Genomic DNA, 25,643 nt, shown 5'->3' with positions numbered 1-25,643 from the left:
TGCTATATCAATCGTGTACCACAACTCCACAGTCAATGACTGTGGAGTAGGTACTTGATGGGCTACCATTCGTCAGATTCGCGTAATGCTTCTGGTAAATAGGTATTGGCACGCTCACCCAGTTGAGCCATCAACTGGTTAAAGTCGCGCCTGGGCAAGCGCACATCCAACACGGAGCGCCCTTGCTCATCAAAACTCTCTTCGCGTACGGCGTTAAGCTCATGCAAGCCAGCGCGTAACTTACCCTGCTCTGGTGACAGTGTAAGCGAAAAACCAATCACGTCATTGGCAAGGCGCTCGGTCAAAGCTTCATGCAATAGATCAAGCCCTTGGCCCTGCTGAGCAGACAGCCAAACTACCTCTGGCACGCCATGGCCGTCGCGCTCAATGCGCGGGGCGCTGTCTAGCTTGTCGATTTTATTCATGACTTTGAGCACCGGCACGCTGTCAGCACCGATCTCTTTGAGCACATTATCGACTTGCTCAACGTTTAGCTCTCGATCTGGGTCAGCTGCATCGATGACATGCACCAGCAAAGTTGCCTCGGCCGCCTCTTGCAGCGTCGCCTGAAAGGCCTCCACCAGCTTATGCGGCAAATGGCGAATAAAACCAACCGTATCCGCCATAACAACGGGCCCAACGTCTTCGATTTCAAGCCGACGGAGCGTTGGATCCAGGGTAGCAAACAGTTGATCAGCCGCATAAACCTCAGCGCTGGTCAACGCGTTAAACAGCGTCGACTTACCCGCGTTGGTATAACCCACCAGCGAAACACTGTGGATCTCCGCCCGAGCCCGAGCACGCCGATTCTGCTCGCGCTGGCTGCGTACTTTATCGAGCCGTTTATGAATAGATTTAATGCGGCCGCGCAGCAGCCGTCGGTCAGTCTCTAGCTGGGTTTCGCCAGGACCGCGCAGGCCAATGCCGCCTTTTTGGCGCTCAAGGTGTGTCCAGCCGCGAATCAGGCGTGTGGACATATACTCAAGCTGGGCAAGCTCTACTTGCAGCTTACCTTCATGTGTTCGTGCCCGCTGCGCAAAAATATCGAGAATCAGACCGGTGCGATCCAAGACACGACACTTGAGTTCCTTCTCAAGGTTACGCTGCTGGGAAGGGCTTAAACTGTGGTTGAAGATCACCAGTTCCGCTTGATGAGCTGCGAGCATTGCCCGCAGCTCATCCAACTTACCTGACCCAATAAACGTACGGGAATCAGGGCGCTGTCGGCTGGCTGTGAGCAATGTCGCGGGCTCTGCGCCAGCAGAGCGCACGAGCTCCAAGAACTCACCCGGGTCTTCACGCGCCTGCTCATCATAGAAATCTACGTGAACAAGAACTGCCGTTTCACCGGCTTCTGGGCGTTCAAAAAACAATCAATACCTCGTGGACTCTCTTGCTATCCAGCAGTGTTAGAGTTCAGCATCAGATGCTGAAGGGTCTTGTGCCGGCAAACGCACATTGCGTGAAGGCACTACCGTGGAAATAGCGTGTTTATAAACCATCTGACTGACGGTATTGCGCAACAAGATGACAAACTGGTCAAACGATTCAATCTGGCCCTGCAGCTTAATGCCGTTTACCAGGAAAATAGAGACCGGAATGCGCTCCTTGCGCAAGATGTTCAGGTACGGGTCTTGAAGGGACTGCCCTTTGGACATGTTGCTCTCCCTAAAACTGTCGTTGGGGTTGGTTATCAAATGGCGTGCCCTACTGGTGCTACGCCGCAATCTTGTTGCCCGAAAGGCCCGGTGTGTCAAAAGCGCTCGCCGGCCACTCGAAATCACTATCTTACGCTAAGCACCGCTGTCACGCACGAATTTCAGAAGCTTATCCAATGCGTCTGGCTGCTGCGAGTCTATCCAGTTAAGTGACGGCCAGCTACGCAACCAAGTGAGCTGACGCTTCGCTAGCTGCCGAGTGGCAATGACCCCTCGTGACACCAGCTCGCCCTGATCGTAAGCGCCGTCTAAATATTCCCATACTTGACGGTAGCCAACACTCTTCATCGATGGCAAGCCAAGATGAATATCATTACGCTTTCTGAGGGCGGCCACCTCATCTATCAAGCCCTCACCCAACATTGTTTCAAAACGTTGGGCAATACGTTGATGAAGTATCTTACGATCATTAGGCGCTAGCGCTATCGACAACACCCGCCACGGAAAGGTTTCAGGCTGCTGTTCGGCCCACAGTTCGCTCATGGGTCGACCGCTGGCGTAAAACACTTCCAAAGCCCGCATTAACCGCTGGGGGTCATTAGGATGAATACGCGCCGCCGAAGTCGGGTCCACTTCAGCGAGTGCGCGATGCAAGCCCGCTAAGCCTTCGGCTTGTCGCTTCACTTCAAGCTGTTCACGAATAGCGGCATCCGCAGAAGGCAGGTTCGCGACACCTTCCACTAAGCGTTTAAAGTAAAGCATTGTGCCGCCTACCAGCAGCGGCACTTTCCCAGCCGCGCTGATTTGCCGCATCTCTTGCAGGGCGTCTTCACGAAAATCTGCCGCGGAGTAAGGGTCGGCAGGGTCGCGAATATCAATAAGCCGATGGGGTGCCCGCGCAAGCTCCTCAGCGCTGGGCTTAGCGCTGCCCACATCCATTCCCCGGTAGACCATGGCGGAATCCACGCTGATGAGCTCGTGACCTAACTGCTCGTGGAGCGCTATTGCCGCGTCGGTTTTTCCAGCGGCAGTAGGCCCCATCAAAAATATCGCCCAGGGGCGTGTATCAGCCATCTGTTTACCGCACTCCGTTTATTGTCTTCATCATTACTGGCCACGTAAAAAAAGTCGGTCGAGCGCTTGCATGCTCATTTGCGTCCAAGTAGGGCGACCGTGATTGCACTGATCGCTGCGCTCGGTGCGTTCCATATCGCGCAACAGGGCATTCATTTCATCGAGCGTTAAACGACGATTGGCACGCACGCTGCCATGGCACGCCATGGTAGACAGCAACTCATGAATACGCGCCTCTACCTGATGCGTACGGCCAAATCGAGCTAGCTCTTCAAGCATTTCACGCACCAGCGCTTCAGGGTCGGCCTGAGCCAGCAGAGCGGGCAGTTGGCGCACCAGCAGCGTCTCGGGGCCTGCCACATCCAACTCAACGCCTAGCTGAGCAATAGCGTCACGTTCGCTCTCTGCAGTAGCCACTTCGCTGCGACTCGCCGCCAGCGATACGGGCACTAACAGCGGCTGCGTATCGATCCCTTTAGCCGCCGCCAGTTGGTTTTTCATGCGTTCATATACGATCCGCTCATGAGCCGCATGCATATCGACCAACACCAACCCCTGGGCGTTTTGAGCCAGGATATACACGCCATGCAACTGGCCTAACGCAAAGCCCAGCGGCGGTGCCGCGGTGGCATCGTGGGCAGGCATAGCAAGCGGCGCTTCGCGCACTTCGTTAGCAGCTGGGCGCTGGCCGGGCGGGCTTGGTTGAGGCGTTAACAGCGTCTCTTCGTGATCAGGATGGAGCGCCTGATACCCTTGCATAAACCGGCGCACCCGCTCGGCGCCGGGGTGCCGATCCGCCCCCTCCGATAGCGGCATGCCCTGCTGCTGCCAACGTGGCGCGGGCGGCTCTTCCGTTGTGGCCGCTTCAGGGACAACAGGCACCGGATGATCTTCTGGCGAGGACTGCTCCTCTTCGGAAGGCTTTGAAGCCGCTAGACAGTGGTGCAAGCTTGAATAGAGAAAGTCATGGACCATCCGGCCATCACGAAAGCGCACTTCATGCTTGGTGGGATGGACGTTAACGTCGACCACATCCGGGTCCAGCTCAAGATAGAGTACAAAAACCGGATGACGACCGTTATACAGCACGTCTCGGTAGGCCTGGCGCACCGCATGCGCCACTAAGCGGTCACGCACGACCCGGCCATTGACGAAGAAGTACTGCTGGTCAGCCTGGGAGCGAGAGTGGGTCGGCAGCCCCACCCAGCCGCTTAACCTAAGGCTACCCGCTTCGCGTTCAATATAACGCGCATGCTCAATAAAATTTTTACCCAGCAGGGAGGCAATACGGCGCTCGCGCGCAGTGGGCGTATTGCCCGGCGGCAGCTGGTGCACCACTTTTTGATTGTGCCTCAGTACCCAGGCAATGTCGTAGCGCGACAGCGCTTGACGACGAAACGCCTCTTCCACGTGGGCAAACTCGGTCTTTTCAGTGCGCAAGAACTTGCGCCGCGCTGGCGTATTAAAAAACAGATCGCGCACAGAAACACTGGTGCCTCGGGGGTGCGGCGTGGGCGTTACCCTGGCCTCCATGCCACGGCCCTCCGCCACTACCCGCCACCCCTGGCGGGGGTCTTCATCGGCATTAGAGACTAGCTCTAGGCGCGAGACGGAGCTGATAGATGCTAGTGCCTCGCCGCGGAAACCCAGCGAACTAACGCCTTTTAGATCCTCCAGGCTGCTGATTTTGCTGGTGGCATGGCGGGCCAGCGCCAGCGGCAAGTCCTGCTCGCCAATACCGATGCCATCGTCGCGCACTTTAATCAGCCGGGCACCGCCCTGCTCGATCTCTACTTCAATACGCTGACTGCCCGCATCAATGGCGTTCTCAATCAGCTCTTTTGTCACTGACGAGGGGCGCTCGACCACCTCCCCCGCCGCGATTTGGTTCGCTAAGCGGGGGTCGAGCACATGAATACGGCCAGACAGCGAGTTCAATTCAGTCAACCAACACCTCAGAAGCTAATCATCAAAACGATTTTTTAAGCACCCGTTTCTAGCCCAGACGCTTAAACAACGGCTTAAGAACTGGGGATACGCAACACCTGACCCACACGGATAACATCGCCATTCAGGTCGTTCGCTTGCTTTAGCTGGTTCACCGGTACGCCGTGGCGAATCGCAATCGCCGATAGCGTATCACCGGACTGAATGCGGTACTCGTTTCCGGTAGGGCTACGCTGATTATCGCGCTGCCACGCCAGCAGGCTCGCTGGGGGCGGGTTACGCTGAAAATGATTGCGCAAGCCACTGAAAATGGCCGTTGCTAGCCCCTGCTGATGCACCGGGTCGCGCAGGCGGCGCTCTTCATCTGGGTTTGAGATAAAGCCCACTTCAATCAGTAGCGAGGGAATATCCGGCGATTTCAGCACCATGAAGCCCGCCTGCTCTACCCGAGATTTATGCAACCGGTTCACGCGCCCAAGTTGTTCAAGCACCTGCCCGCCAATCGAGAGCGAGTCGTTGAGCGTAGCCGTCATGGTGAGATCCAGCAGCACGCCGCGCAGTACTTGGTCTTTATCACGTAGCGACAAACTGCCATCGACGCCGCCAATCAAGTCGGAGCGGTTCTCGCTATCCGCCAGCCACTGAGCCGTTTCTGACGTTGCCCCCCGCTGTGAAAGCGCATAAACGGAGCTACCCTGGGGCCTTGGGCTGGTAAACGCATCGGCATGTACCGATACAAAGAAGTCAGCTTTCTGCTCGCGGGCAAGCTGAGTACGCTGGCGTAACCCCAAATAATAGTCGCCGTCACGAATCAACACAGCCTTGAAGCCTTGGGTTCGATTCACCTCAGCAGCCAGCCGTCGGGCGATATCCAACACCACATCCTTTTCACGAGTACCCGATGGGCCAATCGCACCGGGGTCTTCGCCGCCGTGCCCCGCATCAACAGCAATAATTATGTCACGCTGTGGGTGAGGCTGAGCGGGCTGAACCTCGACGGGAGGCTGCGCGGGCGTAGGTGTAGAAACGTCAGCTTCCACACCGGACAACTGGGCCTGAGCCGTGCGCTGCGCCAGCATCTCCTGGTCACGAATCATCGCCTCAATAGGGTCGATAGGGTTCTCCACAGCGCTTTCGCCAGGGTACTCCAAATCCACCACGAGACGGTGGCCATACTGATCATTAGGCGGTAGCGTAAAGTGGCGCGGCTCAATATCACGATTCAACTCAAGCACGACCCGCAGGCCACCACCATCCCGCACGCCGGTTCGCACTTCCGCAATCGCACTGCCATCTAGCGGCAGTGTTGATACGTCGGTATTCAGCTGGCTCTCATCAAGATCAATGACTAGGCGCGATGGGTTTTCTAATGAAAACACATTGGCCTCTGCGGCAGCGGTAAGATCAAACACCAAACGAGCATGATCGGGTGCTGCCCAGAGTCGCATGCTCTCAACGGTGGCCGCCTGCAGAGTAGCGGTACCTACCAATAAAACCGCGCAGCCAGTTGCTAACTGACCTATTAAACGAGCCAGTGGGCTTTTCATATCCATTGAATCACACCACACTCCTGTTGCATCCCGACACACTGACGCGCCAGTTGCTCTATGACATCTTCGCCAAGAGAACTACCGGCGTTTAATAGCGCGACGCGTCCAGTTTCAGCAACGCTCAGTTGAATACGCAGATCTGGGGCGGGCAACCAGCCCTCCCCTCGGCTCGGCCACTCAATCAGACATAGCGCATCGTCGGCCAGCACATCGCGTCCACCGATGAACTCCAGCTCTTCCGGGTCTGCTAGGCGATACAAATCAAGGTGATAAATACGTTGATCGCCAAGCTCATAAGGCTCTACCAAGGTGTAGGTGGGGCTTTTCACCGCCCCTTGATAACCGTAGGCCCGCAAAATGCCGCGCGTTAAGGTCGTTTTACCTGCCCCTAAATCGCCTTCTAAATAAACACGCCCGTGACCTTTTAGCGCTTGACCCAGCGCTTCGCCAAAAGCGACGTGGGCCGCTTCATCGTTCAATTGCACCTGCATGTTGGCCGCCTTCACGGGTTAATTAACACTCGTGCATAGGATGCCAGATCACTTGCTAACAGGCCACGCTCGCCCGCTGCTTTAGCGGCTTCATCCCCCGCTAAAGCGTGTGCCATCACGCCCAGCCATGCGCTCTGCTCCAGGCTATTAAACTGCCCCACCAAAGCGCCTAATATACCGCTTAATATATCTCCCATCCCGCCACTCGCCATGCCTGGATTCCCGTAAGGGCAAACCACCAATCCGCTCGGCCCGGCAATCAGGCTGCCTGCTCCTTTCAATATCACTATACCGCCACGAGCGCGTTGCAATGCACGGGCAGCCTCAGGCCGGTCGGCTTGGACATCAGACACAGAGCACCCCAGCAGCCTTGCTGCCTCACCAGGATGAGGCGTGAGTATCCAGTTATCCCGGCGGAGGTCTGGCCAGCGGCTTGCCAACAAGTTGAGCGCATCGGCATCCACTACCAGCGGTGAAGAAGCCTTAAGCGCGCTTTGCAACATCGCCTGCCCCCAGGACTCTTGCCCAAGCCCTGGCCCTATCACCACCACATCCGCTGAGGCAGGCAAATCTGCCGCATCAGCACCACCACGCACCGCCCGCGCCATGACTTCTGGGCAGCGCACTAGGCTTGCGGTGATATGTTCGTGTGCCGTGGCCAACGTTACCTTACCGGCACCCAAGCGTGCAGCCGCCTGGGAAGCCAGCAGCGCTGCGCCACCAAAGCCCGGCGCACCGCCCATCACCAGCACATGCCCCAAGCTGCCCTTATGGCTAGTACGAGAACGTGGAGTGAAAGCCTCGCCTAGCAGCGCATCATCCAGCCGCCAAGCGGTAGGTGGAATATCAAAAAATGCCTGGGCTTTGACGCCCAGCGGGCGAAAATCGATATCGCCGGTATACGCCGGGGCATCACCGGTATGCAGACCAATTTTGTCGCCAATAAAGGTTACCGTGCAGGTGGCTTCCACTGCTGTGCCTAACATCGCGCCAGTATCGGCTGAAATGCCCGACGGGATATCCAGCGCCAGCACTGGCTGAGATGCCGTATTCATCGCTTTAATGGCCTGCTTAATGCTGCCTTCGACCTCGCCGGAAAGCCCGGTACCCAGCAACGCATCGACAATGACCTCACCGGCAAGCGTAGTGTGCGGGTGCCACTCTTCAAACCCTACCCCGGCGGCCGTTGCCAGCTCCGCGGCACGGGCAACGTCGCCAGAAAGCGCGTCTCGCGGCTTGAGGGAAAGGCGCTGCACCTTAAGCCCCGACTGCATGGCCAGCGCCGCCAATACATGCCCATCGCCGCCGTTATTACCGCCGCCGCAAAGCACCGTGACACTGCGCGCCTGAGGCCAGCGGGAACGAAAGCTGTGCCAAGCGCTAGAGGCGGCTCGCTGCATCAAGGCAAAGCTTTCGATACCGCCTGCAATGGTGCGCTGATCCAGCTCGCGCACTTGAGTCGCCTTATAAAGGGGGCGTAGCGAAGAGGTACTCAACGTAGACACGATTGCTCCTTAAATAGGGTACTAAATCAACGCTTAAACACAGCCAGTGTCAGCTTAGGCACGCACGGCATGTTGTGGCAGAGGCTAATGCGTTAGCATAGCGCGCTTAACGCACCACCGTTGACTGACCATGCCAAGTTCCACGACTTTTTCACTGTCTCGCAACCAGCCGTCGCGTGAACACCCGACTCACGAACGGCTATCCGCAGAACAGCTTCGCCAGCTTGCCGCACTGATTAAACAGTGGGGGCGCGAGCTGGGCTTTCAGCAGGTGGGTATCACTGACACTGATCTAAACGACCACGAATCGCACCTCACCAACTGGCTGGATAAAGGCTACCACGGCGAGATGGGCTTTATGGCGAAGCACGGCACCAAACGCACGCGACCTGACGAACTGGAACCCGGCACCCGCCGGGTCATCAGCGTGCGCATGGACTACCTGCCCGCCGAAGTAGAGAGTGCCAAGGTGCTTGGCCAACCCAGCCGTGCCTATGTCTCCCGCTACGCGCTGGGCCGTGACTATCATAAGTTGATGCGCAAACGCTTGGCGCAGTTAGCAAAGCACATCGAGCAAGAAGTAGGAAAATTTGGTTTTCGCGCCTTCGTCGACTCCGCCCCGGTGATGGAGCGTGCGCTCGCCCAAAAAGCAGGCTTAGGGTGGTTCGGTAAAAACGCCATGTTGCTGAATCCCAAAGCGGGCTCGCTGTTCTTTCTTGGGGAGCTGTATACCGACCTACCGCTGCCTGTCGATGCACCTTTTGCGCAAGAGCATTGCGGCAGCTGTAGCGCTTGCCGCACCGCTTGTCCCACAGGGGCCATCGTGGACGATAAGGTCGTCGATTCGCGCAAGTGCATCTCTTATCTCACCATTGAGCTGCACGGCGCGATTCCCGTGGAGTACCGTCGCGCCATGGGCAATCGCGTGTATGGCTGCGATGACTGTCAGCTCGTTTGCCCGTTCACGCGCTTCACAAAAATCACCCAAGAAGAGGACTTTTCCCCACGCCATGACCTTGACCGCGCATCGCTTATTGCGCTGTTTAGCTGGGGCGAAGAGGAGTTTTTGGACAAAACCGCAGGCAGCCCCATTCGCCGCATTGGCTATGAGCGCTGGCTACGTAATCTTGCCGTCGGGTTAGGCAATGCTCCGTGGAGTGATGCCGTCGAGGCAGCGCTGTGGGCACGTCGTGCCTATCCCAGCGCGCTAGTACGCGAACACGTTGCCTGGGCACTCGACGAGCAGCGCCATAAGCGAGATGCGCGTATCGCGACACGCGCATGAGGGCTACTCCTCTTCGTCGCCACCACCTTCAATACGCAAAAACGTGCTGCGGTAATGGGCAAGCTCCGCAATCGACTCCTTGATATCATCCATCGCCAAGTGGGCATTCTGCTTTTTGAAGCCCGCCAGCGCACCGGGGTTCCAGCGCTTCGCCAACTCTTTGACGGTCGAGACATCCAAGTTGCGATAGTGAAAGAACGCCCACAAGTCGGGCATTTCCCGCTCTAAGAAGCGGCGGTCTTGATGAATACTGTTGCCGCACATCGGCGAGGAGCCCGCCACCACGTACTGGCGTAAAAAGTCGAGAGTTTGGCGCTCGGCTTCTTTAGTTTCGATGGTGCTCGCTTTCACCCGCGCCACCAGCCCAGACTCACCGTGAGTTTTCTGGTTCCAATCGTCCATTCCGGCCAAGAGGCTATCGGGCTGTTTGACGGCGATCACTGGGCCTTCTGCCACGACATTCAACTGAGCATCGGTGATGAGTGTCGCCACCTCGATAATGCGCTCTTTATCCGGCTCCAGGCCGGTCATTTCCAAATCAATCCATACCAACAGGTCGCTACGCGGTGCGCCGCTTTGCTCGCTCATTGCATTCATTCCTTGGCCAGTTTCGCCCTGACATCGGCGAATAAAGTAAAAGTGTCGCTTATATTGCGCTAACCCGCACCCCATACAGGACAGTTGACCGCCCTGGTGGGTACAATGACGTCTATTGTAACGATCATCAGGTGGTCATGAGCAAACGTAAATTAAGCCGCCAGCAGCAGTGGCGAGTCGAGAAGATTCAAGCCGAACGCGCCCAGCGCGCTGAAAAGCGCGATTCCAAGGATGCCGAAAAGCTCTCTGCAGGCGAATACGGCCCAGAGCAGCCGGGTCGAGTGATGGCCCACTTTGGCCGTACGCTGGAAGTGCGTGACGCCGACGGCACACCTATACGCTGCCACCTGCGCGCCAACCTTGATGGCTTGGTGACCGGCGACCGAGTGATCTGGCGGGCAGGCCAGGATGGCTCTGGCGTGGTGGTTGCCCGTGAAGAGCGCGACAGTATTTTGAAACGCCCTGACCCACGCGGCCAGCTTAAGCCGGTAGCCGCCAATATCGATCAGCTGCTGATTGTATTCGCCGTCGAGCCTGCGCCCCACCCCAACCTGATTGACCGCTATCTGGTAGCCGCTGAAGCTACCGGCATCGCGCCTGTGCTGGTGCTGAATAAAACCGATTTACTGCCAGACGATGGCGGCGAACTCGGTCAGCTGCTGGAGCGCTATCACCAGCTAGGCTATCCGGTGGTACGCACCACCACGGCCAACCCCGAAGGGCTGGATAAGTTGCGCCAGCAGCTCGCGGGCCGCACCTCGGTATTCGTCGGCCAAAGTGGCGTGGGGAAATCATCGCTGATTGACCTACTACTGCCCGACGAAACCCTGCGTATTGGCGCGCTATCGGAAGATTCGCGTAAAGGCACGCACACGACAACCACAGCGCGTCTCTATGCCATGCGCAGCGACGAAGTCAGCAATGGCGAACTTATCGACTCGCCCGGCATTCGCGAGTTTGGCCTGATCCATCTGGACGAGCAGGAAGTGACCGATGGTTTCATCGAGTTCCACCCCTATTTGGGCCTTTGCCGCTTCCGGGACTGCCGCCACCGCAATGAGCCGGGCTGCGCTTTACTGGACGCCGTCGAGGCAGGCAAGATTCATCCAGAGCGTTTCGCCAGCTATCGACGTATTCTCGATAGCTTGAATCCGCAGTGACGAACCTACAATGACCAGGGCAACACCGCCGTTAGCCTCGTTGCAGTTGTCTTAATGTTAAGGGAGCCGGATATGAGCACCGCCAGCCACTCATCAGAACACAATCTATTGCCACTCATCGTGGAGCCGGAGCAGTTACAAGAGCACTTACAGGCGCCTGAACTGCTGATTATCGATGTGCCCGCCAATGGCGAAAGCTACCGTCAGGGCCACGTTCCCGGCGCCATTTATCTGGATTTTCGCTACTTGATGCGCGGCGAAGGCCCAGTGCCCAACGACGTGCCGTCGGTGGAGTTTCTCTCCAAGTTATTCAGCGCGCTGGGATTAACCCGCGACACCCATGTAGTGGCTTACGACGACGAAGGCGGCGGCTGGGCAGCTCGCCTGCTCTGGACACTGGAGCTGATCGGCCACACCCGCTACTCCTATCTAAACGGCGGCATTCACGCCTGGCGCGACGCAGGCCTGGAAGAGAGCACCGAGCCCACCGCGCCAACGCCAAGCGAATACCACGCTGAGATTCTCAACCCTAGTGCCGCCATTACTTGCGATGAGATCAAAGAGAAGCTCAGCAACAAACAGTTTGCCATTTGGGACGCACGCTCCAAAGCGGAGTACGACGGCGAACGCGGCAACAATAAACACCTGGGACACATCCCCGGTGCGGTGAACATGGATTGGCTAGACGCCATGGATCGCAGCCGGGCGCTGAGAATCCGCGACTACGCCGAGCTCATGACCGAACTTAATGCCCTAGGGCTCACTCCCGATAAGGAAATTGCCACCCACTGCCAAAGCCACCACCGCAGCAGCTTTACTTGGCTTGTAGGTAAAGCGCTAGGCTTTAATATACGCGGCTACGCGGGTTCCTGGGGTGAATGGGGCAACCGCGACGATACACCCATCGAGAAATGAAGATATTACTGTGACCCTCTCCCAAAAAGCCTTTTCACTACTTCAATACCCCTTGCCTCAACACGCGCTGTCGCGCCTGACGGGTAAGTTTGCCCAGTGCGATAACCCCTGGGTGAAAGACACCCTGATTAAAGCGTTTATCAAGCGCTTTAAGGTGGATATGAGCCAGGCGCTGGAGCCAGACCCCACCGCCTACGCCACATTCAACGACTTTTTTACCCGCGCGCTGAAAGCGGATGCTCGCCCACTGGGCGAAGGTCTACTGAGCCCTGCGGATGGCACGCTTTCACAGTTTGGCCGCCTCACCACGGCGGGCAAACTGGTGCAGGCAAAAGGGCATACGTTTTCCGTCCAAACCCTGCTGGGCGGCGACAAAGCGTTAGCTGATGAGTTTTTGAACGGCAGCTTCGCGACGGTTTATCTCTCGCCAAGCGACTACCACCGCGTGCATATGCCAGTGACCGGCACGCTGCGGGAAATGATCTACGTGCCGGGGCGACTCTTTTCGGTCAACCAAGCCACCGCCAACTACGTGCCCGGCTTGTTCGCCCGCAATGAGCGTTTGGTGTGCATCTTTGATACCGAGCACGGCCCTATGGCGATGGTGCTGGTCGGCGCCATGATTGTGGCCGCCATTGAAACCGTCTGGTCTGGGCAAGTAACACCGCTGTCGGGCCACCCTCAGCGCATGCGCTTCGGGCAGCCGATTGTGCTGGAGAAAGGTGCTGAGATGGGCCGCTTCAAGCTCGGCTCCACCGTCGTGTTGTGTTTCGCTAAACCCGTGGCGTTTGGCAACCACGCGCTAGGGGCAACAGTGCAAATGGGGCAGAGCCTCGCTATCCCAACGCCCTGAGCCAGGCTGGCCGCGTTGTTAGCAGTTAGTCGTCGAAAACGCCAAGACCTCTTCCAGGCGCGTTTTACCCAGCGCTAATTGGATCAAACGATCCAGCCCCAGCGCCACGCCGGAAGAGGCTGGCAGCCCCTGTTCTAGCGCTGCCAGTAGATGAGCATCGACATCTACTTCAGGTAGCCCCAACCGGCGACGCTCGGCATTATCTGCATCGAAACGCTGGCGCTGCTCCTCGGCATCGGTCAACTCATCGTAGCCATTGGCGAGCTCGATACCGTTCAGGTATAGCTCAAAGCGAGAGGCCACCCATTCGCCATCGGCATCCTGATGACGTCGCGCCAGCGCCGCTTGGCTCGCAGGATAGTCAACGACTACGCTAAGCTCCTGTTGCCCTAAGGTTGGCTCGATAACCATTCCCATGAGCAGATCCAGGCAAGTATCGCGCCCCTCCTCGGCTAGCGCTTGGGCCGACATATTGCCCCGCTCTGCTGCTAGCGCCCGCAGCGTGACCAGCGACGTGGTGAACGGGTCTACCTCCAAGTGGCGATGAAAGAGTTCGCGATAACGGTAGTACACCACCGGGCCAGGTGACTGGGGCAATACGTGCTCCACCAGCGCCGTTGTCTCCTCTATCAACTGCGCCAGCGTGAAACCAGGGCGGTACCACTCCAGCATGGTGAATTCGATATTGTGCCGAGCCCCCACTTCGCCATCACGAAAGCTTTTTGCCAGCTGAAAAATGGGGCCGCTGTCGGCCGCCAGCAGTCGCTTCATATGAAACTCAGGCGAGGTTTGCAGCCATAGCTTGCGCTGACCTTTATCGGTGCGGGCAAGCGACGATAGCGACACTAGATGCACGTCGGTGCTGCCCCCTTGGCCGAGCACTGGCGTCTCCACCTCCCATATGCCCCGAGCAGCAAAAAAGGCGCGCACCGTCGCGATCAAACGTGCGCGCTCGCGCAAGGTGCCTATCGTTGCCGTTGGCTGCCAGTTCAGTGTCATTCCCTTCTCCCTAACAACATAAAGCCACGCAACAGTATCGCGTGGCTTTATGAACGAAACGCTTAAGCGACTATGTCTGCCGCTTTTATCATCGCGCGGTTAAGCGCGTGATACGTACTCACCAGAACGGGTGTCGATTTTCAGCACTTCCCCCTGATTGATGAACAGCGGTACGCGAACCACAGCACCCGAAGATAGCGTAGCAGGCTTAGAACCACCCTGCGCCGTATCGCCTTTTAGGCCTGGGTCAGTCTCTACGACTTCCAGCTCGATGAAATTAGGCGGCGTTACGGAAATGGCCTTATCGTTCCACAAGGTAAGAATGTAAGGTACCTGCTCTTTTAGCCACTTGACGGTATCACCCAGCGCTTTTTTCTCTACCGCATACTGCTCAAACGAGCCGTCGGTCTTCATGAAGTACCACATATCACCGTCGGTATAGAGGTACTCCATTTCCAGATCCATGACGTCAGCGCCTTCTAAAGAGTCGCCAGACTTGAAGGTTTTCTCACCCACACGGCCTGTCATCAGGTTGCGCAGCTTCACGCGGTTGAACGCCTGGCCTTTACCCGGCTTCACCAGCTCGTTCTCAACGATCGAACAGGGGTCGCCGTCGAGCATTACTTTCAAACCTGCTTTGAATTCGTTGGTAGAATAGTTCGCCATAATGCCTCTCAATGGTCTGTTTCAATTGTCTATGTCGTACGTGCGGCGATCCGCCAGCCACTTACGTTACCGTCAGTTGCGTCATTGCGAATAGCAACGCCGCTAAGTGCGCGCATGATAACCCGAAGGAGGGCTTTTTGCAGGAGAACATCATTATCGCTGGTCACCACGCCCATGCCCAGGTTTCGACCTCCTGGCAGCAGCAGCTTTCTCATGCGATTCGTGATCCCGACACGCTCTGCCAACGCCTTGGTTTAGACGCCCAATGGCTGCCCGGAGCGCAGGCCGGACATCGTCTGTTCGATATTTGCGTGCCCGACGCTTACCTTGCCCGCATTAAGCCCAACGACCCTAATGACCCGCTGTTGCGTCAAGTGCTGCCTATAGGCGATGAAACACTGGCCTCACCGGGCTACGTCACAGACCCGTTAGAGGAAGCCGACCACCGCCCCGTCAAAGGGCTGATCCATAAATATGCAAACCGGGTACTTCTGATAGCAAGCCCAGCCTGCGCAATCAACTGCCGCTACTGCTTTCGCCGCCATTTTCCTTATAGCGAGAACTCGCCTTCCCGCGCCCAGTGGCAGGAAGCCCTGGACTACCTACGTGCCGACACTTCGATTCACGAAGCCATCCTATCAGGAGGCGACCCCCTTGCCGCCAGCGACCGGCAGCTGGCGTGGCTGGTTGAACAGCTAGAGAGCATTCCTCACCTAAAACGGCTGCGCATTCACACCCGCTTGCCCGTGGTCATTCCCGACCGTGTGGATGAAGGCCTGCTGAGCTGGTTAGGCAGCACCCGCTTACAAAAAGTCGTCGTGCTGCATATCAACCACGCCAATGAGATCGACCAAGCCGTGGTGGATGCCTGCACGCGCTTAAAACAGGCAGGCGTCACGCTGCTAAACCAGAGCGTTCTATTACGGGACATTAACGACAACGTGCCTACCCTCGCAGCCCTCTCGGAACGGCTGTTTGAAGCAGGCGTGCTGCCCTACTACCTCCACGTACTCGACCCAGTTCAGGGCGCCGCGCACTTTGACGTGCCTGACAAAGAGGCGCAAGCGCTCATACAAGCACTATTGGAACACTTACCCGGCTTTCTCATGCCACGGCTGGTGCGTGAAGTGCCAGGTAAGATGAGCAAGACGCCTTTGTGATCCCGATGATCTTAAGAAAGTCAGGGCATACGACAACGCCAAGTGCCGTTATCTATGGCACTTAGCTATTTATCCTAGCTCTTTGAAAGAAGCATCAGGGCGCTTCCCCAAAGCTTGATTGACTGCTTTAACGCTCAGCCGCATGGCAGGCAAGAGCACCCAAATTAACGGTCTCAATAGCCAGCGATAGCTATTAACCCGGCATCTAAACTTTCAGTCGAGCAGTTCCCCCTCGACCCCAGACTGGCGTACTAGCAGCCCTTAACAGCGACCCAGCCACCCCAGCAGCTCACGCTGTACGTCTTGTGAAGGTAGATACTCCTGCTCCAGGCGCCCTTGTGGTTGGGCTTTAAGCAAATGGAAAAAAGCCACTTCATGCTCAGTCAGGCCGCTGCTCGGCAGCTCGGCTTGAACCGGCTCTGGCACGGCGCAGTCACGGCAAAATGCCTTGAAGTGCGCCTCGCTCATCATCAGCGGAGTAATCGTAGGCAGTGCCTGCCTCGCTCTGGCCAGCATCAGCAGTCCCCAAGTATCCATATCGCCCCAATAGGCGACCGCTTTTGTTTTTAGCGCCTCACCTGATAGCCAGTGTACATCTAGCCCTGCGCCAAGAATCGCCACTGTACCCGGCATGCCGGGTAGCAAGTGCTCACACTGCTCATTCTCGACCACCACCACCCGCGAGCCCGGCAGGCAAGTATCCGCCAGTTCTCTGGCGGTGATGCGCTGACGCTTAAAAGGCAGCAACCCCTTCTCCAAGGGCACCACCAGCAGCCAGTGATCTTTATCGTCGGGGGCATCCAGAAAACCGTTTAAGCCTTGTTGGCTAGCCATGCCGTCGTAGCGTTCATCCAGCAGGCGTGTCAGTAACACCGTGTTGCGCTCGATAAACTTGGTGTCCACCCTCAGTCCGTTGAGCAATCTTAATGGTCGACCTTCTGCCATCCCCGGAGAAAGCGAGTCCGCCAGCGCTGCAGCGGCAGTGATTTCGCTAACAGACTTATTGCGCCAGAGGGCGCGTTCGCGAACCAGCACCTCCCAGTAACGCTGGTTGACGCTGCCTACCAGAGTTTCCAGCAGCGCAAACTCCTGCTGCACGTCGCCATCCGCCGTAGCGGCGGCCCATTCAGACGGCGTGTGCAACACCCACTGCACGGGGAGTGACACCGGCTCAGCAGCAGCGCGGAAGTTGATATCTTGAAACACCACCTCACCAACGGTTATCTGCCGCCAGCGCTGCACATGGGCCTGCACCAGACCGGTTTGATCGGCAAACTGGCGGCCGCTGGGTTTGCCAATGGGGATCACCAGCGGCCAACTCTCCGAGGATAACAATCGCTCTACCCGCCAGAACGCTTGCTGCCACTGCTTAGCCAGGCGAGCAGCGATCTCACTCGGGGACTTCATTGCGCGCCTCACGCCGCTTTTCACGCACGGCATCCAGCGCCTGCCAACTGATCGGCGTCAGGCTGGAGGCATTACCACGGCGATGCACCACCACCGCCGAGCGGGTGTGCTTGCGCAGCAAACGCATCTCCTTATTGGGGGTAATAAACAGCGCATGAAGGTGGAATTCGTTGAGCGCGGCAATAATTCGCCCAGCTACAGCATTCGAACTGCGCGAAAAGGCTTCATCCAGCACGATGGTGCCAAACAGCGGCCGAGGGCTGCCGTCGGGGCACAGCGCGTAACTCAGCGAGGCCGTCAGCACATAGGAGGCGATAATCTCTTTTTCGCCACCGCTACCGCCCTGGGAACCCGAGCGGGTTTCAATCACACGCCCATCGGCCCGGTCGATCATGGCGACTTTAAACTCAAGCCTAAAACGCGGATCCAATAGCGCTCGCGCGCCGAGGGTGCGCTGGCGTTCGCAGGCATCGCGCAGCAGGGCGATAATATATTGCAACGCCTTGTACTGGCTTTCGCCGCCATCCTCGACAAACCGCGACGAGGCGAGCGCCGTATTGGCCCGGGTAAAGGTGCGCAGGCTTTCATGCACCACCTTGTTGGCCACTAACTGTAGGTAACGGCCGCGCTGGAAGTCTACCCGCCGCAGGGTGTTATTGAGGTCTTCCAACCGCTCTTCGATCCGCTCTACTTCCCCCTCGATGGTGGCCAGCAGCTGTGATACGCCCTGATCGGAAGAGTCGGTGAGGTATTGCTGAAAACGCTGCTGCTTGTCGGGCAGTGCTTCTTCGGTGAGCACCTTGAGTCGGGCCAGGTAGTCGGGCACATCGTCGAGCTCCCGCCCAACCTCAGAAAGCGCCCCGCGGTCTTCCCGCTGGGCATCCGACATGGCTTTGACCAACTCTTTTTCCACTCGGCTTTGGGTCGTCCGCAAGGTGGTCAGTTGCTGTTGCAACTGGGTAGTAGCTTGGCGCTCCAGCTCATCAACATTGGCAAGCTGCCGTTGATCAAGGGGAGAGAAATGGCCATCAGCAAGGGTGCGCTCCGCCTCCTTCAGCCCTGCTTCGCTTTTGCGAAACGCCTGCTGCTGCTCTTTTTGGGCGGTTTCCAGCCGGTTGTTTAACTGGGCACACTGCCTGATGCACTGCGTTTTTTGCTGCTCCAGCGTGGCCAACTCATCGCGGGCTTGCTCCAGTTGGCGTTTGGCTGTCGCCGCATCGGAATCGGGTGCGGTCAAGGCGGCCAGTTTGTCCCGCTGCTGTTGCCATTCACGCTCGGCCTGGGGCGCATTGATCTCCTCATAGTCCAACGCTGCCAGCCTGGTTAACAGCACTACCTGCTGTTCAAGCGCAGCCAGTGAGGCCTTCGCCTGCTCCTCTTCCGCCCTGGCGCTCTGTAAGCGCGCTTCTGCTTCGCTGATTTGCGCGCTTAACGCCGCCAGCCGGTCACGGTTATCAAAGCCAGTTTGCCAATCGTCGCTTAGCCGCTTCTGATCCTGCTTGTCAAAAAAGCGTGCCTTGCCCGACATCAACCCTTCCGCCGTCATGGCATGGGGAGTCTCTCGCAACCTCTCCGGCGAGCCAACGCAGTGCCTGTCCAGCCCGGCTAAAAGCTCCTTAACCGCTTCCCGGTAGGGGTGATCCTTGTAGTCGAGCTTGCGGGTAAAGCCATCCTCAAAAAAGCGCGGCTGGCTGGCGGGCGGTTTCACTTCCAGGAGTCGTACATGCAGCGCATTGTGGCGGCTATTGATCCAGTCTAGCGCTTGGTGGCTGGCCTCCGGCGGCACCAAAATACGCAACCGGTGGCTACCCATCGCCCGTTCAATCGCGCCGCGCCAGGCTTGCTCGTCCGCTTTTACCTGTACCAGCTCGGCGACAAAGGGCAGGTCGTCTTCGCCGAGTGCCAACGCTTCGGCCAGCAGGGAGCGAAATTGTTGAAAGCGCCCCGGGATATTAGACCCTGGGCGCGCTTTCGCCTCGGCCAGCTCTTTGTGCAACTCCGTGCACTCATGCTCCATCCGATAGCATTGGCTGCCCTGCTCAAAGGCCGCCTGCTTGGCGGCGTCAAGCGCCTGCTGAACCTCGCGCAACTGCTCGGCAGCCAGCATCTGATTGGTGGCGACCGCTTCACGGTTGAGGGCATCGTCAAAGGAGAGCGAGCGTGCCAATCGCTGGTAGTCTGCCGCATGGCGCTGGCAGCGCTCCAGGTTGGCTTGCTTTGCCTTGACCAGCGCTTCCAGGGTCTCAATATCCGAACCGCCCAGACGCAGATAAGCTTCATTTAAACGCTCACAGGTACGCTGCTGGTGAGTGCAGCTCTCCTCAGCGGCTGCCAACTCGGCCTCGGCCTGCTGGGTTTGTTGCTGAAGACGCTCGGCTTCGGCCTTCCACAGCCGGTGAGCCTGTTCACCAAACCACACCGGCAGTACCCGGCTGAGGGTTTCCTGGTCATCAAGTAGCGTTTGGTTGTGCAGGTACTTATCCCAACCGGTTTTAATCGGTTCCAGAGAGCGCTGCTGGCGGCGGGCGATTTCAAGCTCTTCATGAATGGCGGTGAGGTCATCGAAGCTATCGGCGACTTCCCGGGCGCGCTGAAACTGGGCGTTATCGTCTAGCACTAACTCGCGAAAAATTTCGTCAATGCTGTTTAGCTGCTTCAACCCTGCCGCTCGGTTGAGCAAGTTGAAGGCGTTATCACGCACTTCGAAAAAGTCCCGCAGCCTCGCTAAAAAGCCCTTTTTGCTGGGGTACGTCCAGATACCGGTGTCTGTCTTATCCTGTTGGCGCAAGGCGCGCATACCGCCTTCCTGCTGCAGTGTCAGCCAGCGATGCAGAGTATGTTCGGGGGCAGTACTGAACAACCAGAGCTTTTTCATATCCGAGGGCGACATGCTGGTGCTGTCGAACCACAGCAGGGCACCGATACGCACCAGGCTTTCACCATTACTGAGCGTCGCCACCAGCCCCGTCACGGTCTTACCGGGCCGGGCAATATGCGACTGCCCCTCACTGCCATCGCCGGGGCCACTCACCCCGCGCACGTAAGAGACCAGATCCCGGTCACTCTCATGGCCACCGGTAGAGGCAAGGTTGTACTTGGGATTGGCCGTGAGCAGGGTCATCAATGCATCCACCAGCGTGGTCTTGCCACTGCCAGTGGGACCAATGATGGCGCTACCCTGAGCGTCGATATCAGCCTTGTGCATACCACCAAAGCCACCCCAGTTGAACAGCTCCAGGGTTTGCAGGATATAGGTGGGAGCCAACTGCCAGGCGGTCGCCTGTTCCTCATCCAGCAGCGAAGGCTGGCTAGGCGTTGCCGTGATCATGGCATCCCCTCTTTGTCACTGTCCTGGCGGTCACTACTCTCCGCGGCGACTCTTGCCTTTAACTCATACAGCAAGGCAGTGAGGTTCTCCGGGTTGGCCAGGTGAGCGATCATTGACCGGATGACTACCCGCTCGTGACTGTCCGGCGCCGAGACCAGGCCATGCCCCTTGAGCTGATCCAATAATTGCAACATGCGCGTGCGCTCCCGGGCCTCGCTGCCACTCTCCCCCAAATACACCTGCATATGCGGAATCAGCTCGTCAACCGCCACCATGGCGTCACCGGCGCCCGTGCCAGCGTCCTGCTCGTAAGCGATGAAGTGCTGACGCAAAATAGCCACCAGCAGCGTCTGCTCCATATTCAGCCGCTGCTTGCGCACCAGTGGATGCGACCACTCGTCTTGAAACACATCGCCATCCTCATGACGCACCGCCAGAAATACCAACCCACGGATCTCATCGGCGCGGGCAATTAAATCCAGGGGCTCTAACGTTGCATTGAGCCTCTCCATGGAGGCCAGGGCCGTTCGATAAAGATGCGGGCGCAGGCTCTCTTCCAGCAGCCCCATACGCAGCAGCTCTTGAGCCACTTCCCGCAGTTTGACGTCGGTACGCGCGCTATTTTCTCCGTCGGTACCTGCGAGCCCTTCCTCAGCCATTGAATGGGACGAATCCTTCCCTTCTGGAGGCGATTGCTCTTCACTCACCTCGTCTGCCTGCTGGCGTCCAACAATCTGATCAAAAACACCCGCCATACTTAAAACTCCCACTCAATGCCCTGCAACGCCTGCTCACTCAAGGAAACCAGCGGCACTTTGAATAGCCAATCGCACTGTTCATCATCGGTAATGACTACGTCCTGAACATCCTGCCCGGTTATCTCAACCCCAGCTTCCCGCGCCATGCCCAGCCAGAGCGCCAAGGTTTCCAGGTCATGACTGGGCGGCAGGCGCTCGGCGAGCTCCAGCAGGGTGAGTGGGCGCCCTTCTGCCGCCAGCAGCGCCAGTGTTTCCTGCACCAAAGCGTCGCGGTCGAGCCCATCCAGAGAATCCCAGAACTCAGTCTCGACATCGCTCAAATCGCTCGTCTGCTGAGCCAAATCCAGCGTCTCCTCCTGCTCGTTTTCCAGCACCTTGAAACGCAGCCGCTCGATCACCGATAAGTTGCCCAAGGCAAAGCCCAGCGGCGGCAGCGCTGACATCTCTGAACGACGCACTTTCTGGCGCTGCCAATCCAGCGCCTGAGCGGTATGAAAGATATCATTGAGCAACTGTCCGACGCGGTGGTGTTCGGCCGCCAAACCGGTCTTGAGGAAGCCTTTGACATCCTTTTCACTGCGCGCTCTGGCTTGTAATACGGACTGACTTTCCAGAACCAGCCGCATGCCCAGCTGTTTAAGATCCTGCCGCTGTAACCGACCAAGCGCTTTCTCAGCAGCGGGGTGGACGAGAATAGTGCGTAGCTGCTGGCGCATCATATCCAGCGCGGCGGTTTGGCGTAGCTGTTGCAAAAAACTATCGAACACACGGCCCTCTGGGGTGTCCAGCAAAGCCTCCTGACCATCCAGCAAGCGATCGACAATATCCCCCCGATGATACTTCTCGGACATGATCGATTGGCGCAGTTGGCGATCCGCCTCTCGCCAGGAGTCTTCCACTCGCCGAAAATCGGCACGCAGCCCAGTGGCCAAATGAAACACTTCTCTTATATTTTCAATAGCTTGCTGTTCCGAAAGCACCGGCACATGACCAGCCTCCGCGTCGGCCAATTCGCCCTCCAACTGTTGGATTTTGCGCCGAATCGCTGCTTTGCGACTCTCAGGGTTGGGGTTGAGGCTTACTTCCAGGCTTTCGATTTCCCGTTGCACCACCGACAGCCGCGACGCAGTAGAGGTCATGATGCGGTTGTCCAGCGAATCGACAAACTGAATCGCCGACGACAAGGCATCGGTGGCATACAACCGTTGACCACGCTCAGTGACCAGGCCCCGACGTATCCACTCGCGCAGCTCACGCCCAGCCTGCTGTCGCGTATTGTCAGGATCAATGGCGTACTCATCCTGCTCGGCATAACGCCCCAGCATTTGCGACAGCGCCTCTAGCGCGTCTGACTCGGCGATACCATCTTCGCTAAACTCAAACAACGAGGTCAGGCAGCCCAGCACCAGGGGCGCTCGGGGGGATGCCAGCAACAGCCAGGCAGGGTGCTGCTTGCGAGCAGCGATGTAGTGGCGTGTGCGTTGCTGGGGGTTACTATCCATAGTGATACATCTAAGCTGGTTGAGTATTAAGCGCTATCTACCCCAGCGACTCCGCCGTCACATTGGCAGCAGGCGCTTGGGTAGAGTGATGGCGATTGATTGCACTCAGCACGCCTTTCATGGAGGCGCTGGTGATGCTTTCATCGGTACCTACGCCAAACACGGCTTTGCCATCAATGCGTACTTCCACGTAAGCGATCGCTTCGGCATCCGCCCCTTGGCCGCGGGAGTGTTCATGATAGTCAATGATTTCGACCTCTTGGCCGCTCGCCACCAGCGCCTTGATAAACGCGGCCAGCGGGCCGTTGCCTTCACCGGTCAGGGTCTGGCGTTGGCCGCCGTTTTCGACAATGGCCTCTAGCGCGACTTTGGGGCTATCTGGCTCGGAGGAAAGACGGTGATTCACCAGTGCCAGCGGTGACCGCTGCTCTAGATACTCATCGGCAAAGGCTTGGTAGATCATTTGTGAGGTGATCTCTTTACCGGTGCGGTCCGCCACTTCCTGCACCACTTGGCTGAACTCGATGGAGAGCCTGCGGGGCAGCTCGATACCGTGCTCCTGCTCCAGCAGATAGGAGATGCCGCCTTTGCCTGACTGGCTGTTGACGCGAATCACGGCTTCGTAGCTGCGCCCAACATCCATGGGGTCGATGGGCAGGTACGGCACGTCCCAGGGGGCTTCTGGGTTGGCGCGACGCTCGGCCATGCCCTTCTTGATGGCATCCTGGTGCGAACCGGAAAACGCCGTGAACACCAGGTCGCCCACGTAAGGGTGGCGCGGATGAACCGGCAGCTGGTTGCAGTACTCCACTTCGCGCATGATTGGCGTGATATTGGAGAAATCGAGTTGGGGGTGTACGCCCTGGGTGTACATGTTCATGGCCAGCGTCACGATATCGACATTGCCGGTACGCTCGCCATTACCGAACAGGGTGCCCTCGATTCGGTCGGCCCCCGCCATCAGCGTCAACTCCGCCGCCGCCACGCCGGTGCCGCGGTCGTTGTGCGGGTGCACGCTGACGATCAAGGTATCGCGCTTTTTCACATGGCGGCAGAACCACTCGATCTGATCAGCGTAGTTGTTGGGCGTAGCGACTTCGACCGTGGCTGGCAGGTTGACGATCATTTTGTTGTCGACGCTGGGGCCAAAGGTGTCCATCACCGCTTCGACGATCTCGACCGCGAAATCCATCTCCGTGGTGGTGAATAGCTCGGGTGAGTACTGGAAAGTCCAGTTCGTTTCCGGATTGGCCGCCATCAAGTCACGGATCTGCGCGGTGGCATCCACGGCAATTTGGATGCACTCGGTTTTGTCGACGCTAAACACCACCCGACGAAACATCGGGTCGGTGGCATTGTAGACATGCACGATGGCGTTCTTGACGCCCTTCAACGCCTCGAAGGTGCGCTCGATCAAGTGTGGACGCGCTTGGGTCAGCACCTGAATGGTCACGTCCTCAGGAATTTTGTCTTGCTCGATCAGCGAACGTACGAAGTCGAAGTCGGTTTGCGACGCAGAAGGAAAGCCCACTTCGATCTCTTTGAAACCGATCTTCAGCAGCATGTCGAACAACCGCTGCTTGCGCTCCTGATCCATGGGGTCGATCAGCGACTGGTTGCCATCGCGCAGGTCGACGCTGCACCAGATGGGCGGCGTGTCGATGCGCTGGCCGGGCCACTGACGGTCGGGCAGGTCTACCGCCACGAAAGGGCGATACTTTTTAGAGGGGTCCTTCATCATCATCGTGGCTCTCCTGTTATTCGTCGCGGTCAGGCTTTGCTTGCCCAGGCTGTGCTAGACTAGGCTTTGCTTGCGCGGCCGCCTGCAGGGCGGACTCCATGCGATCCAACTGGCTGCGCAGTGCGCGCACGTCGTCACGCAGGCCCTGTATCTCTGCAGCTTCGCCTTCTCCGCTTTCTAAATCAATCTGTGCGCTCTCTTTCTGCATCACGTCCAACACGATACCGATCATCATATTCAGGAAAATGAACGCATTCAAAAAGATGAAGGTCAGAAAGTAGATCCAGGCGTAGGGGTACTGCTCCATGGTGGGATACAGCACCGCCGTGGCCCAGCTCTCGAAGGTGGCCACCTGGAACAGCGTCAGCATGGCCAGCGCAATGTTGCCCCACAGCTGCTCATCCACGGTATGGAAGATGAAGCTGCCCACCGCCGCGTAGATATAGAAGATGATGAACATCAGCAGCGCCACGTAGCCCATCCGTGGAATGGACTTGATCAACGCCACCAGCAGCAGGCGCAGCTCGGGAATCATCGACACCAGACGCAGCACCCGGAAGATGCGCAGCAGGCGTGCCAGCAGCACCATCTCAGAGTCGTCCATGGGGATGAGGCTGGCCGTGACGATCAGGAAGTCGAAGATGTTCCAACCCTTCTTGAAGAAGTTGGTCAGATTGCGTTCGGCGGCCATGCGAATCAGCAGTTCCACCAGAAAGAAGATGGTGACGGCGACGTCCAGATAGGTCAGCCACTGCTCGAACTGACTGACCTCATCGTAGGTGCGGGCACCGATGGTCATGGCAGACAGCACGATGATGGCGATCACTACGGTCTCGAACAGCTTGTTACTACGCAGCTTTTCAAAGCGGGCTTGCCAGGTATTGAAGGGTTCACTCATGGAACAAGAAGTCTCTAAACGGTTAACGTCGACACTTTATACTAAAATTACACACCTTCCATACAAGTGATATCCTGTTGTTTCACTTGATGTATCTTCGCCTCCAGGGCAACCCTCTTTGCTCTGGCGATTTTTTTGATTTTTTGCGC

Annotated in this window: 21 protein-coding genes; 5 read left to right on the top strand and 16 right to left on the bottom strand. The window is 57.7% G+C overall.

Annotated features, from left to right (window positions below; all coding sequences use genetic code 11):
* Positions 1-62: 62 nt before the first annotated feature.
* From hflX to NH344_RS07725, 7 genes are all read right to left on the bottom strand, one after another.
* Complete coding sequence (hflX, locus tag NH344_RS07755; RefSeq protein WP_062361206.1) at positions 63-1,373, bottom strand: ribosome rescue GTPase HflX; 1,311 nt, start codon at positions 1,371-1,373, stop codon at positions 63-65.
* A 36-nt stretch (positions 1,374-1,409) separates the two neighbouring features.
* Positions 1,410-1,658: an RNA chaperone Hfq gene (gene hfq, locus NH344_RS07750; RefSeq protein WP_044629095.1), complete on the bottom strand. Its 249-nt coding sequence runs from the start codon at positions 1,656-1,658 to the stop codon at positions 1,410-1,412.
* A gap of 135 nt (positions 1,659-1,793) precedes the next feature.
* Positions 1,794-2,732 carry a tRNA (adenosine(37)-N6)-dimethylallyltransferase MiaA gene (miaA, locus tag NH344_RS07745; protein WP_058576422.1) on the bottom strand — a complete coding sequence of 313 codons (939 nt, stop codon included), beginning with the start codon at positions 2,730-2,732 and terminating at the stop codon, positions 1,794-1,796.
* 33 nt (positions 2,733-2,765) lie between these two features.
* On the bottom strand, positions 2,766-4,679 hold the full coding sequence (mutL, locus tag NH344_RS07740; RefSeq protein WP_253027730.1) for a DNA mismatch repair endonuclease MutL: 1,914 nt from the start codon (positions 4,677-4,679) through the stop codon (positions 2,766-2,768).
* A 74-nt stretch (positions 4,680-4,753) separates the two neighbouring features.
* Positions 4,754-6,127, bottom strand: coding sequence for an N-acetylmuramoyl-L-alanine amidase (locus NH344_RS07735; RefSeq protein ID WP_253027733.1), 1,374 nt, complete (start codon positions 6,125-6,127; stop codon positions 4,754-4,756).
* Positions 6,128-6,222: 95 nt separating this feature from the next.
* Positions 6,223-6,720, bottom strand: a complete 498-nt coding sequence (gene tsaE / locus NH344_RS07730; protein WP_213263008.1) for a tRNA (adenosine(37)-N6)-threonylcarbamoyltransferase complex ATPase subunit type 1 TsaE — start codon at positions 6,718-6,720, stop codon at positions 6,223-6,225.
* A gap of 11 nt (positions 6,721-6,731) precedes the next feature.
* The gene (locus tag NH344_RS07725) at positions 6,732-8,225 is read right to left on the bottom strand and encodes an NAD(P)H-hydrate dehydratase (RefSeq protein WP_253027729.1); all 1,494 of its coding nucleotides are present in this window, start codon (positions 8,223-8,225) and stop codon (positions 6,732-6,734) included.
* A 130-nt stretch (positions 8,226-8,355) separates the two neighbouring features.
* On the opposite strand from NH344_RS07725, the gene queG reads away from it, so the two are divergent.
* On the top strand, positions 8,356-9,510 hold the full coding sequence (queG, locus tag NH344_RS07720; protein ID WP_084812726.1) for a tRNA epoxyqueuosine(34) reductase QueG: 1,155 nt from the start codon (positions 8,356-8,358) through the stop codon (positions 9,508-9,510).
* Positions 9,511-9,513: 3 nt separating this feature from the next.
* Here queG and orn read toward each other — a convergent pair whose 3' ends face one another.
* Complete coding sequence (gene orn / locus NH344_RS07715) at positions 9,514-10,098, bottom strand: oligoribonuclease (RefSeq protein ID WP_128082392.1); 585 nt, start codon at positions 10,096-10,098, stop codon at positions 9,514-9,516.
* 146 nt (positions 10,099-10,244) lie between these two features.
* On the opposite strand from orn, the gene rsgA reads away from it, so the two are divergent.
* From rsgA to asd, 3 genes are all read left to right on the top strand, one after another.
* Complete coding sequence (gene rsgA / locus NH344_RS07710; RefSeq protein WP_058576417.1) at positions 10,245-11,267, top strand: small ribosomal subunit biogenesis GTPase RsgA; 1,023 nt, start codon at positions 10,245-10,247, stop codon at positions 11,265-11,267.
* Between the two features lie 72 nt (positions 11,268-11,339).
* Positions 11,340-12,182, top strand: coding sequence for a sulfurtransferase (locus NH344_RS07705; protein WP_074210443.1), 843 nt, complete (start codon positions 11,340-11,342; stop codon positions 12,180-12,182).
* Between the two features lie 10 nt (positions 12,183-12,192).
* A complete protein-coding gene (gene asd, locus NH344_RS07700) occupies positions 12,193-13,035 on the top strand; it encodes an archaetidylserine decarboxylase (RefSeq protein ID WP_137093441.1) in 843 nt (280 codons plus the stop codon).
* An 18-nt stretch (positions 13,036-13,053) separates the two neighbouring features.
* Here asd and epmA read toward each other — a convergent pair whose 3' ends face one another.
* Together epmA and efp are read right to left on the bottom strand one after the other, a co-directional pair.
* Positions 13,054-14,034 (bottom strand): EF-P lysine aminoacylase EpmA, encoded by a 981-nt coding sequence (gene epmA, locus NH344_RS07695; RefSeq protein ID WP_137093444.1) that lies wholly within the window; start codon positions 14,032-14,034, stop codon positions 13,054-13,056.
* A gap of 99 nt (positions 14,035-14,133) precedes the next feature.
* On the bottom strand, positions 14,134-14,700 hold the full coding sequence (gene efp, locus NH344_RS07690; RefSeq protein WP_054641005.1) for an elongation factor P: 567 nt from the start codon (positions 14,698-14,700) through the stop codon (positions 14,134-14,136).
* A 137-nt stretch (positions 14,701-14,837) separates the two neighbouring features.
* On the opposite strand from efp, the gene epmB reads away from it, so the two are divergent.
* Positions 14,838-15,860 (top strand): EF-P beta-lysylation protein EpmB, encoded by a 1,023-nt coding sequence (gene epmB, locus NH344_RS07685; protein ID WP_054641006.1) that lies wholly within the window; start codon positions 14,838-14,840, stop codon positions 15,858-15,860.
* A 261-nt stretch (positions 15,861-16,121) separates the two neighbouring features.
* Here the strand turns inward: epmB and NH344_RS07680 are convergent, their stop codons facing one another.
* Genes NH344_RS07680 through NH344_RS07655 form a run of 6 tightly spaced genes read right to left on the bottom strand, consistent with a single transcriptional unit; the run spans position 16,122 to position 25,494 of the window.
* Entirely contained in the window at positions 16,122-17,267 is a 1,146-nt protein-coding gene (locus NH344_RS07680; RefSeq protein WP_172416287.1) for a Wadjet anti-phage system protein JetD domain-containing protein, read from the bottom strand.
* Positions 17,251-20,595 (bottom strand): SbcC/MukB-like Walker B domain-containing protein, encoded by a 3,345-nt coding sequence (locus NH344_RS07675; protein ID WP_044629082.1) that lies wholly within the window; start codon positions 20,593-20,595, stop codon positions 17,251-17,253. The genes NH344_RS07680 and NH344_RS07675 overlap by 17 nt, the downstream gene beginning before the upstream one ends.
* Entirely contained in the window at positions 20,592-21,350 is a 759-nt protein-coding gene (locus NH344_RS07670; RefSeq protein WP_172416288.1) for a DUF4194 domain-containing protein, read from the bottom strand. The genes NH344_RS07675 and NH344_RS07670 overlap by 4 nt, the downstream gene beginning before the upstream one ends.
* A gap of 2 nt (positions 21,351-21,352) precedes the next feature.
* Positions 21,353-22,855 (bottom strand): DUF3375 domain-containing protein, encoded by a 1,503-nt coding sequence (locus tag NH344_RS07665; RefSeq protein WP_082051429.1) that lies wholly within the window; start codon positions 22,853-22,855, stop codon positions 21,353-21,355.
* A gap of 37 nt (positions 22,856-22,892) precedes the next feature.
* The gene (gene leuA, locus NH344_RS07660) at positions 22,893-24,599 is read right to left on the bottom strand and encodes a 2-isopropylmalate synthase (RefSeq protein ID WP_172416289.1); all 1,707 of its coding nucleotides are present in this window, start codon (positions 24,597-24,599) and stop codon (positions 22,893-22,895) included.
* Positions 24,600-24,612: 13 nt separating this feature from the next.
* Positions 24,613-25,494, bottom strand: coding sequence for an ion transporter (locus NH344_RS07655; protein WP_058576404.1), 882 nt, complete (start codon positions 25,492-25,494; stop codon positions 24,613-24,615).
* Between the last annotated feature and the right edge of the window lie 149 nt (positions 25,495-25,643).

Origin of the sequence: Halomonas sp. Ps84H-12 (genome assembly GCF_024124725.1) — a bacterium.
Classification (GTDB): domain Bacteria; phylum Pseudomonadota; class Gammaproteobacteria; order Pseudomonadales; family Halomonadaceae; genus Vreelandella; species Vreelandella aquamarina.
Note: the sequence above shows the minus strand (reverse complement) of the source record. Positions and strands in the feature narration are given on the sequence as shown.